General features: G+C 71.9%; 9 protein-coding genes and 1 tRNA gene. 7 read left to right on the top strand and 3 right to left on the bottom strand.

Annotation, left to right across the window (positions count from 1 at the left end; all coding sequences use genetic code 11):
* Window positions 1–121: 121 nt before the first annotated feature.
* From KDL01_RS04210 to KDL01_RS04185, 6 genes are all read left to right on the top strand, one after another.
* Window positions 122–337, top strand: a complete 216-nt coding sequence (locus tag KDL01_RS04210; RefSeq protein ID WP_212526970.1) for a hypothetical protein — start codon at window positions 122–124, stop codon at window positions 335–337.
* Between the two features lie 310 nt (window positions 338–647).
* Window positions 648–1,238 (top strand): DUF1990 domain-containing protein, encoded by a 591-nt coding sequence (locus tag KDL01_RS04205; RefSeq protein ID WP_212526969.1) that lies wholly within the window; start codon window positions 648–650, stop codon window positions 1,236–1,238.
* Window positions 1,239–1,264: 26 nt separating this feature from the next.
* Window positions 1,265–2,506: a hypothetical protein gene (locus KDL01_RS04200; RefSeq protein WP_212526968.1), complete on the top strand. Its 1,242-nt coding sequence runs from the start codon at window positions 1,265–1,267 to the stop codon at window positions 2,504–2,506.
* A gap of 49 nt (window positions 2,507–2,555) precedes the next feature.
* Window positions 2,556–3,800: a LolA family protein gene (locus KDL01_RS04195; RefSeq protein WP_212526967.1), complete on the top strand. Its 1,245-nt coding sequence runs from the start codon at window positions 2,556–2,558 to the stop codon at window positions 3,798–3,800.
* Window positions 3,797–4,849 (top strand): ABC transporter ATP-binding protein, encoded by a 1,053-nt coding sequence (locus KDL01_RS04190; RefSeq protein ID WP_212526966.1) that lies wholly within the window; start codon window positions 3,797–3,799, stop codon window positions 4,847–4,849. The genes KDL01_RS04195 and KDL01_RS04190 overlap by 4 nt, the downstream gene beginning before the upstream one ends.
* The gene (locus tag KDL01_RS04185) at window positions 4,836–5,825 is read left to right on the top strand and encodes an ABC transporter permease (RefSeq protein WP_212526965.1); all 990 of its coding nucleotides are present in this window, start codon (window positions 4,836–4,838) and stop codon (window positions 5,823–5,825) included. Before KDL01_RS04190 ends, KDL01_RS04185 begins: the two co-directional genes overlap by 14 nt.
* A gap of 100 nt (window positions 5,826–5,925) precedes the next feature.
* Here the strand turns inward: KDL01_RS04185 and KDL01_RS04180 are convergent, their stop codons facing one another.
* From KDL01_RS04180 to KDL01_RS04170, 3 genes are all read right to left on the bottom strand, one after another.
* On the bottom strand, window positions 5,926–6,810 hold the full coding sequence (locus tag KDL01_RS04180; protein ID WP_307846077.1) for a M48 family metalloprotease: 885 nt from the start codon (window positions 6,808–6,810) through the stop codon (window positions 5,926–5,928).
* Window positions 6,811–7,135: 325 nt separating this feature from the next.
* Window positions 7,136–8,056, bottom strand: coding sequence for a hypothetical protein (locus KDL01_RS04175; protein ID WP_212526963.1), 921 nt, complete (start codon window positions 8,054–8,056; stop codon window positions 7,136–7,138).
* A gap of 92 nt (window positions 8,057–8,148) precedes the next feature.
* Window positions 8,149–8,221: transfer RNA gene (locus KDL01_RS04170), tRNA-Arg, on the bottom strand.
* Between the two features lie 201 nt (window positions 8,222–8,422).
* Here KDL01_RS04170 and KDL01_RS04165 point away from each other — a divergent pair.
* Entirely contained in the window at window positions 8,423–10,096 is a 1,674-nt protein-coding gene (locus KDL01_RS04165) for a GTPase family protein (RefSeq protein ID WP_212526962.1), read from the top strand.
* Window positions 10,097–10,142 lie beyond the last annotated feature (46 nt).

The raw sequence follows: 10,142 nt of genomic DNA, 5'->3' as shown, positions 1-10,142 counted from the left end.
GCTGCTACTTCGGTCTTGGGCCGCTTTGCTTTCCGATCTAAAGTGCTGATCAGAGGTGGTTGACCACCTCTAGTGAAGCACAACCTTGACGGGTGGTCAACCACCTTGAGAGGATTCGCGCATGGTGAACCAGCACAAGCACGCCGTCCGAGGGCTGCGCGGCATCAGCGACGAGCTATGGAACGAGTTCGAGGCCGCGGCACGAGTCGTCGGGCACGACAGATCGCACCTGTGTCGCCAGTTCATCGAATGGTTCGTCAGGCGCCCCGACGCCGAGCTCCCGAGCCGTCCAGACGTCGTCGGCGAGACGGTCCCGTCTGCGGACGGGACCGCGTAGATCCATCCGACGTCTCCATGCACTACTATGCAGCGCCCTGTAGAGGGCACAACAAGGGCACTCGACAATGGAAGTTGCCGGAAGACGTTGGCAGTTATCGACAGCCGTTTCTGCACTTCAGGGCCTCGTTCCATAGCCTTTGGCAGGTCATGGAAAGGCTGGAGGTAGTACACGAACTACCGCTGAGCATCTGACGCGGGCTGCGCTCGGGTGGCGCGAGCAGCTCGAGCGGGGTGAGCGGTGTACGCGGGGGCCTGGTGCGGCCGGGGGCGACGTCCCGGCCGCACCAGGCCACTTCTATGCTCGGCGTATGAGCGGATTCACATATCCGGAGGTGGGGACCACCAGGGGCGCCGGGCCGCCGCCGAGCGGCTACCGGTATCTGGAGCACCGGATGCGGGTGGGGACGGGGGAGCGGGCGTTCGCGGTGGCGGGCGAGGCGGTGCTCGACTGGCGGCTGCACGCCGGGATGCACGTGCGACCGCGCGCGGATCGGGCGCGGGCCGAGCCCGGCGCGCGGGTGACGGTGCGGCTCGGGCTGACCCGTCCGGCCTGGCTGGGTATATCGGCGCCGTGCGAGGTGGTGTGGGCGGTGGACGAGCCGCGGCGCCGGGGCTTCGCGTACGGGACGCTGCGGGGGCATCCGGAGCGCGGCGAGGAGATGTTCCTGGTCGAGTGGGACGGGCCGGACGACGGCGGGCCAAGCGGCGGCGGCCCCGAGGCCGGCGAGCCCGACCAGCGCGGCGCGGTCTGGCTGACCGTCAGGGCCTTCAGCGTGGGGGCGAAGTGGTACACCAGGGCGGCCGGGCCGCTCGTCCCCCTTCTTCAGCATTCGTATGCCTTGACCTGCGGCGTGGTGCTGCGCCGGCTGACCCGTTCGGCTGCCTCGACTGACGAATAGTCATATATGTCCGATAGCGTCCTGATGTGGCCATGGGACGGGGTACGGGACGGGGCACGGGCGCGACGGGGATCCTGGTGGGCGGCGGGCTGCTCATCACGCTGCTGGTCGGGCTGCTCGTCGCGCTCGATCCGCAGCGGCAGCAGACGACCTGGAACGACACCTACCGCTACGTCGCGACCATCGAACGGATCCTCGGGCACGACGCGGCCGAGGCGCGGTCGATCGCGCTGCACTGGTACTGCGCCGACGAGGCCCGCACCAGCGGCGGCGCGACCCACGCGGCGACGTGCGTCGCGGGTTGGACGAGGATCGGCGGGCTGGCCCCGAACACCGCGCGGTACAACGCGATCTTCGACGCCCGGCCCGGGTATCCGCTGCTGGTCGCGCCGTTCGCCGCGGTCCTCGGCCTGAACGCGGGGCTCGCGGTGGTCGCCTGGCTGGTGACGATCGCGGCCGGGTGGCTGTGCCTGCTGCTGGCGCGGCTGGCCGGGCTCGGCGTGGCCGGGTCGCTGGGCTCGATGGTCGCGCTCTACTGCCTGCCCACGTTCTTCTGGCTCCAGCAGGACCTGACCGAGGGGGTCACGCTGGCGTGCACGCTCGTGTTGCTGGTCGGCTCGGTCCTGGTGCTGCGCGGCCGCGTCGTCGCCGGACTCGTCGTCAGCACACTCGCCTATGCGGCCGGGCTGCTCATCCGCTACTCCACCTTCTCCCTCCAGGCCGTGTGCCTGGCCGGGTGCCTGTTCGTGCTGGCCCTGCTCGGCCCCGAGGAGCTGCGCACCCGGCGCACGATCCGCCTCGCGGGCTACCACGCCGGGGCCTTCGTCATCCTCACGGTGATCCCGATGCTGTTGGGCTGGCCCGGCTTCCGCGAGTCGCTCACCGACACGTTCTCCGACCACTTCACCCACGCGGTGCCCGGCGACCTGTACGGGCACTGGCTGTCCCTGATCGGCCGTTACATCGCCAGCCTGGGCCGGCTCTACGGGGGCGATCCGATCCTGCCGCTGCTGGTGGTGGCCGGGTTGGTGCTGCTGTGGCGCGGCGAGCGGCTGCTCGCGGCGCTGGTCTCGGCCGCGGCGCTCACCGGCATCGGCTCGGCGCTGGCGCACCCGTTGGCCTCCCAGGGCTCCCGGCTCTACGTGCAGGTCTTCCTGCTCGCGGTCTTCGGCCTCGGGCTCGGGGTGGATCTGGCGCACCGTTCGCTCCTGCCCCGGCTCGCGGCCGAACGGGTGAGCCGGGTCCGTCGTGAGGATGACGTGAACTAGGGCCCTCGGTCGGATCCCGCGACACTGGATCAGTGCTGTGATGGTGTCTATGAACGAGACGACCAAGACGAGCAAGACCTGGTACCGCCGCGGCGGCGTCCGTGCTCTCGTGCCGCTGTCGGTGGTCGCCGTGATCGCCGGAAACGCGGCCCTCGCGCCGACGCTCGCCAGCGCCGCGCCCTCGCTGCCGTCGATCTCCGCGCAGCAACTGCTGACCCGGATCGCCGACTCGCACGTGGACGCGTTCTCCGGCACGGTCAGCGTGACCGCGAACCTCGGGCTGCCGGCGCTGCCGGACGACCTGCTCGGCAGCGCCAACCCGCTGTCCCTGATCAGCGGCACGCACCTGCTGCAGGTCGCGGTGAACGGCCAGACGCAGCAGCGCATCGCCCTGATGGACCAGTTGTCCGAATACGACCTCATTCACAACGGCAAGCAGATCTGGACCTACGACAGCGAGACGAACGCGGTCGGCGAGGGCACCGAGGACAGCTCCTCCGCCCAGGCCAAGAAGCTCGACGCGCGCAAGCAGGCCGAGCAGAAGAAGGAACAGTCGCTCGAGAACCTGACTCCGCAGGCGCTCGCCCAGCAGCTGCTCGCCGCGATCTCGCCGACGACGCAGGTCAGCGTCGGCTCGCCGCGCTCGGTCGCGGGACGCTCGGCGTACCTGCTGGTACTCCAGCCCAAGCAGCAGGGTTCGCTCATCGGCCAGGTGGAGATCTCGGTGGACTCCGCCACCGGCGCCCCGCTGGGCGTGGCGCTCTACCCGGTCGCCTCGGCCACGCCGTTCTTCGAGCTCTCCTTCACGCAGGTGGACCTGACCGCGCCGGCGGCTTCCCGGTTCGACTTCACCCCGCCGAAGGGCGCGACCGTCAGTCCGCTCGACGGCAGCCAGTCCGGCAGCGCCAAGTCGCCCGCCGCGGAGAGCGGGCAGAGCCTCGACCCGCAGGTCCTCGGCACCGGCTGGCTGACCGCGGTGGAGCTGCACGGCGTCAGCCTCGCCGAACTGAACCAGGCTCTGTCCTCCACCGGTCGCGAGGTCCAGTCCAGCCAGAGCTCCGCCACCTCGCCGGAGTCCGACGGCGGAAGCCAGCAGCTGTTCAGCGGCGGCGTCAGCGGATACCTCGACACCCTGCTCGGCTCGGGTAAGACGGTCAGCGGCGCGTTCGGCACCGGCAAGCTGTACTCGACGAGCGTGCTCACGGTACTGATCACGGACGACGGCCGGATGTTCCTCGGGCCGGTGACCGCGAGCGTGCTCGAGGCGGACGCGGCGAAGCAGGGCACGAAGTGAGCACAGGGGCCGAGGTGGTCGGCGCGGCGGCGCCGGTCGCGGCGGGAGTCACACCCGTCGCGACCGGCGTGGCCGGAGGCGTCAAGGCCGGTGTCGCGGCGCAGGCCGACGGATCGGTGCCCGCGATCGCCACCAGCGGGCTGTCCAAGCGCTTCCGCGGCGGGCAACTCGCGGTGGACACCCTGGATCTGGCCGTGCCGCAGGGCGCCGTGTTCGGCTTCCTCGGCCCCAACGGCTCCGGCAAGACGACCACGATCCGGATGCTGCTCGGCCTGATCACACCGACCGCGGGCGGCTGCCGGCTGTTCGGCGAGACCGTGGACGCGAGCCGGGTCAGTACGCTCACCCGCGTCGGCGCGTTGATCGAGGGCCCGGCGCACTACCCGTATCTGACCGGCCGGGCCAACCTGGCCCGCTACGACGCGGCCGACCGCACCGCCGATCCGGCCACCCGGGCGCGGCGGATCGATCGGGCGCTCGAGCAGGTGGGCTTGGGCAGCGCGGCGGAGAAGAAGGCGAAGAACTACTCGCTGGGCATGAAGCAGCGTCTGGGCCTGGCCTGCGCGCTGCTCCAGCCGAGGGATCTGCTGATCCTGGACGAGCCGACCAACGGCCTCGACCCGCAGGGCATGCGCGAGATCCGTTCACTCATCACGTCGCTGGCCGCGCAGGGCACGACGGTGTTCCTCTCCTCGCACCTGCTCGACGAGATCGAGCAGGTGTGCACGGACGTCGCGATCATGAGCCGGGGCCGGCTGGTGAGCCAAGGCTCGGTGACGCAGCTGCGCGCCGGCCAGCGCGCACGCCTGACCGTCACCACGCCCGACCCGGCCGACGCCGCGCGCGTCCTGGCCGAGCAGGGCGGAACCGATGTGCAGGTGGCGGGCCACCGTGTCGACTGTGACGCGCGCGAGGACCTCGCGCCGGACGTGGTCTGCGCCGCGCTCGTCGCCTCGGGCGTCAGAGTCCTGGCGTTCGGAGTGGAACGGCCTTCGCTGGAGGACGCGTTCGTGGCCCTGACCGGGGAGGGATTCGATGTCGCAGGATGAGGTGCTCGCCACCGCCACCGTCGTCGTCGCGCAGACCGCCGCACGGACGGAGGTGCAGACCGCCACGCCGGCCGTCGCCCAGACGGGTGTGCGGACGACTGGGCCGGCCGCTGCCGCGCCCTCGAGCGCCACGCCATCCCCCTGGCGATCCGTCATCTCCCGGATCGGCGGCACGCTGCTGGTCAACGAGCTGCGCACGATGTTCCGGCGCAACCGGAACCTCGTCCTGCTGGCGGCGCTCGCCGCGATCCCGATCGCCATCGGCATCGCGATCAAGGTGTCGCTGCGTCATCACGGCCAGAACGCGGGCGGGTTCCTGGCGCAGGTCTCGAACAACGGGCTCTTCCTCGTCTTCGCCTCGCTCTCGCTGACCCTGCCGATCTTCCTGCCGATGGCGCTCGGCGTGGTCGCCGGGGACTCCATCTCGGGCGAGGCGTCGCAGGGCACGCTGCGGTATCTGCTGGTCGCGCCGGTCGGACGGATTCGTCTGCTCGCGGTCAAGGGCGTCTCGCTCGTGGTGTTCTGCCTGGTGTCCACGGCCGTGGTCTCCCTCGCCGCGCTGCTCACCGGCCTCGCCCTGTTCCCGACCGGCCCGGTGACGCTGCTGTCCGGGGACTCGATCAGCATGGGCGCGGCGACGGTGAAGGCGGTGTGGATCACGCTGCTGGTGGCGGCGTCGCTGCTCGGACTGGCCGCGCTCGGACTGTTCGTCAGCACGCTGACCGACACGCCGATCGCGGCGATGGCGGTGGCCACGGGCGTGACCATCCTGTGCGGGATCATGCAGGTGATCCCGCAGCTGTCGGCGATCCAGCCCTGGCTCTACACCGCCCAATGGCCCTCCTACGCGGACGTGCTGCGCGACCCGGTGTATTTCTCGGGCATCGAGCACAACCTGGAGATCCAGGCGGGCTACGTCGCGGTGTTCACGCTCGCGGCCTGGGCCCGGCTGACGACGCGTGACGTGAGTAGCTGAGGCCGAGAGAGCCGACGCGGTGACCGAGACCGACCGAGGGCGGGCGGAGAGAATGCGGCCGGATGTGCGCGCGGGCGGTGGGAGCGCCCGCGCGCCTCGGTCACTTCTGCACGCGGGTGCGCACGCCGGCGAGGTGCTCGAGCCGGGCGATGCGCTCGGCCACCGGCGGGTGGGTCGAGCACAGCCGGCGCAGGCCGCCGTGGGAGCCGTCGGGGCCGCCGAAGGGGTGGACGATCATCAGGTGGCCGATGCCGGTCAGCGGACCGGGACCGCCGCGCAGCGGATGGGCGCGTACCCCGGCGTCGAGCTTGCGCAGCGCGGTGGCGAGGGAGAGCGGGTCGCCGGTGAGGCGGGCGGCGCTGGCGTCGGCGTGGAACTCGCGCGAGCGGCCCACCGCCGTACGCACCAGCATGGCCGCCAGCGGGCCGAGCAGGAAGCTGACCAGCAGGTCGGCCCAGCCCTCGTCGTCCTCGCTGCCGCCGAGCCCGGGCAGCAGCCACAGCAGGCTCGCCGACCACACCAGCGCGCCGGCCAGCGCTCCGGCCACCGAGGAGACCAGCACGTCCCGGTTGTAGACGTGTGCGAGCTCGTGCGCGATCACCGCGCGCAGTTCGTGTTCGTCCAGGGTCCGCAGCAGCCCGACCGTGCAGCACACCGAAGCGTTGCGCGGGTCGCGGCCGGTGGCGAAGGCGTTGGGGGACTCGGTGGGGGAGACGTAGATCCGCGGCATCGGGCGCCGCGCCTCGTGCGAGAGCTCGCGCACGATCCGGTAGAGCACGGGCGCGCCCGCCTCACCGATCGGCTGGGCGTGCATGGTGCGCAGCGGCAGCGTGTCCGCATTGTGATACGCGTAGCCGAGCACGACCACCAGCACCACCACGGCCACCACCAGCCCCTCGCGGCCGCCCGCGAGCTCGCCCGTGCCGAGGGCGACCAGGCTGAACACGGAGATCAGCACGGTGGTCTTCGCCCGTGCCGAACTCACCAGTCCAGATCCGCGCATGCTCAATGTCCCGCTGTCCCGCTCGAGTCCCAGTCCTGCTCGAAAGCCCTGTACTGCCGAACAATCCCTCGTACTGCCCAACACACGCCGTGCCGCCGAACAATCCCTGTGCCCAACAACCCTGTGTGCCCAACAAGCCCTGTGTCGCCCAACAAACCCTGTGTCGCTTGAACAACCCACCGCGCCGCGCCTCGCCCGGCCCGGCAAAGCTCGGCCCGTCTCCCGCGTGCTGCGCCCGACACCCAGTCCAACGATCACCTCGTACGGCCGGTTCCCGGTGCCGGAGACGGGTTCACGTTCCGCCGCCTCAGAACGGCAGCAGCGCCGCCAGGTCCTCGTCCCCGGCGCCGGAGGCCACCGTGGTCGGGTCGGGGGCGCCGGCCGAGGCGACCGGGGTGGCGGACGGGGTGGCCGTCGCTTCCTCGAGGCCTGACAGGTCCACCTCGTACCCGGCGGTGCTGGTGGTCGTGGCGGCGGCGTCGATGGCCACCGGCAGGCCCAGCTTGTAGGTCACCCGGGCCAGCTTCCCGCTGCCGGAGAGGGTGTAGACGTCCACCTCGACCTTGGTCGTGCCCGCCTTGCGCAGCGCCTCGGAGTCGAGCAGCGACTTCGGGATGTCCGAGAGCTTGGACAGGTCGAGCACCTCGGTGAACACGTCGACGCTGATGCCGCCGAGGCCGGTGGCGCCCTGCGCCTTGAGGTCGCGGACCTGGTAGAGCAGCTGCCACCAGCCGGAGTGCACCGCGTTGCCCTGCCAGGTGGCGTCCACCCGGCTCGACTCCCACTGCTTGTCCGCGCGGTCGGCGGTCTGCAGCCCGGTCGGGATCGTGGTGTACACCACCGCGTTCGTCTCGATCGCGGACGAGGTGCCCGAGACGGTGGAACCGGAGCCGAGGGTCTCGATCGAACCGGTCAGCGAGGCGGTGCCGCTAGGGTCGAACGGGCCGGTCAGGATCGTCATCACATTGACGTTCCCGCCACTGGTGACCTGGATCGTGTTGTACGTCAGGGACCCGCCGTCCGGATCCCACACCCAGTCCTGCAGCTGCGTCACGGCGTTGCGCTCGGCCGCCAGGATCGAGGCCGGGGTGGAGGCGGAGATGCTGGTGGTGGGGCTCAGCGTGCTCGCGCCCATGGGCACGGTGTTGCCGCATCCGGCCGCGGCGGCCAGTACCAGACCCGCGGCCGCGGCCGATGCCGCCCTGCGTACCCGCCGCCTGCCGGCCACCGTGCCCGTGCCTCCTGATCGACTTCCGGCGCGATCCGCGTCGGCTTTCGCCGCCGCGCGCACCCGCTCACTGTCCCGCTCGCCCCGCGCTGCGCCCCCGGCAGGACTCGAACCTGCGGCCAAGTGCTTAGAAGGCACCTGCTCTATCCGCTGAGCTACGGGGGCTTCTCGTTCGTCGCGCATTAGGGTACCGGACCCTTCCCGGGCCGCGACGGAGCGTAAGGTGCGGAACCGGACAGACCGGCACACCCCACTGCTCCTCGGCTGCTCTGGCATCGTTCCGCATCGAATTCGCAATGCAGAAGTTACCGAACTAACCCGGCCCGGGGTTCCCTTGCCCGTGCGGCTGCGGCAAGGATAGCCGCTGTGACGATCACAGGCCCGGACGCGGACCTGCTCAGCGCCGTCGGCGCACTGCGCGACCACATCGCGGCTCCACGCTTTCCGCTGGCAGCGGATGGCGTTGCGGACGTGCGCGAGACCAGGGACGAGCTGCTCAACCGGATCGACGACTACCTCATCCCGCGGCTGCGCGAGTCGGGCGGCCCGCTGCACCTCGTCATCGGCGGGTCCACCGGAGTCGGCAAGTCCACCCTGGTCAACTCGCTGGTGCGATACGACCTGACCAGGGCCGGGGTACTGCGGCCGACCACCCGCGGCGCGGTGCTGTGCGTGAATCCCGCCGACGTCGCCTCCGCCACCGGACCGCACCGGCTGCTGCCCGCCTTCTCCCGCGACGGCGCGCCCCGGGCCGCGGCCGGCGCCTCGCTCACCGGCGGGCGGCCCGAGGGCTTCACCCTCGCCGCGCACCCGGCCATCCCCTACGGTCTCGCGCTGATCGACGCGCCGGACGTCAACTCCGTCGCCAAGGGCAACCGGGAGACCGGGCGCCGGCTGCTCGGTGCCGCGGACAGCTGGCTGCTGGTCACCTCGGCCGAGCGCTACGCCGACGCGGTGCCCTGGCATCTGCTCAACGAGGCCTGGCGCCGCCGGATGAACGTGGCGGTCGTGCTCAACCGGGTGCCGGCCGAGTCCGCGGCGGACATCACCGGCGCCTTCGGCGAGATGCTCGACACCTACCTGCCGCAGGCCTCGGCCGAGATCCCGGTGTTCACCGTTCCGGAGACCACGCTGACGGCCGGGCTGATCCCGGAGTACCTGCTCGACCAGCTCGGCACCTGGCTGCACGCGGTCAGCCACGACCCGCAGGTGCGCCTCGCGGCCGTGCGCCGCACCGTCCTCGGGCTGCTCGACGACCTGCCGCAGCAGATATCCGTGCTCTACGAGGCCCTGGCGTCGCAGGTGGAGCTGGCTAACCGGCTGCGGGTGCAGGCCGACCTGGCCTACTCGGGCGAGCGCGCGGCCCTGCACGACGCGGTGGCCGCGGGCGAGCTGATCGGCGGCGCGGCGCTGGTGGAGTGGCAGACGATGATCGCGCCGGGGCGGGTCGAGGGCCTGCTCGACCCGGCCACCGCGGCCGGGGGCACCGCCCGCCGGCTGCTGCTGGCCGCGGTGGCCGACCAGGTCTCGGCCGCGGTCTCGCGCGCGTCGGACCAGGTCGCGGCGGCGTGGCGGGGCATGGTGCCGGTCGAGGAGGAGGACCGGCTCGCGGTCACCGCCGGGTCGAGGGCCGGGGCGGTCGCGCCGGAGCTCGAGGAGTGGGCGAACCGGCTCGGCGAGCTGATCGCGCGCACCCGGATGCAGGCCGAGGAGGGCCGCAACGAGCCCGACTTCCGGGTCGCGGTGCTGATCGCGCTGGTGCTGTGCGGGCGGGAACTGCCCCGGCAGCGGCGCCGCCGCCGGACCGAGCCGCCGATCCCGGCCGTGGCCGCCACCCGGCGCCTGGCCGACCAGGTCTTTCCCGGCGGACTCGCCGAGCGGCTGGCCGAGCAGGCCGCGGCCGCGCTCGACGCCTCGCTCGGGGCGCTGTTCGACCGGCACGCCTACCGGCATCAACGGGTGCTGACCGAACTCGGCGTGGATCCGGACGCGGCCAAGTCGCTGCTGGAGGCGGGCTACGCGGTCCAGCGGGCCCGATGAGCCGCGCGGCGGACCAGGCCCGCGACGGGCGCAGACCCCACGGCCG

This window comes from Actinospica durhamensis (assembly GCF_018139695.1).
GTDB classification, from domain to species: Bacteria; Actinomycetota; Actinomycetes; order Streptomycetales; family Catenulisporaceae; genus Actinospica; species Actinospica durhamensis.
Note: the sequence above shows the minus strand (reverse complement) of the source record. Positions and strands in the feature narration are given on the sequence as shown.

What these genes read in the sequence shown, in the direction of transcription:
- KDL01_RS04210 (WP_212526970.1), top strand. Translation starts at nt 122, where the DNA reads ATGGTGAACCAGCACAAGCACGCCGTCCGAGGGCTGCGCGGCATCAGC.
- KDL01_RS04205 (WP_212526969.1), top strand. Translation starts at nt 648, where the DNA reads ATGAGCGGATTCACATATCCGGAGGTGGGGACCACCAGGGGCGCCGGG.
- KDL01_RS04195 (WP_212526967.1), top strand. Translation starts at nt 2,556, where the DNA reads ATGAACGAGACGACCAAGACGAGCAAGACCTGGTACCGCCGCGGCGGC.
- KDL01_RS04185 (WP_212526965.1), top strand. Translation starts at nt 4,836, where the DNA reads ATGTCGCAGGATGAGGTGCTCGCCACCGCCACCGTCGTCGTCGCGCAG.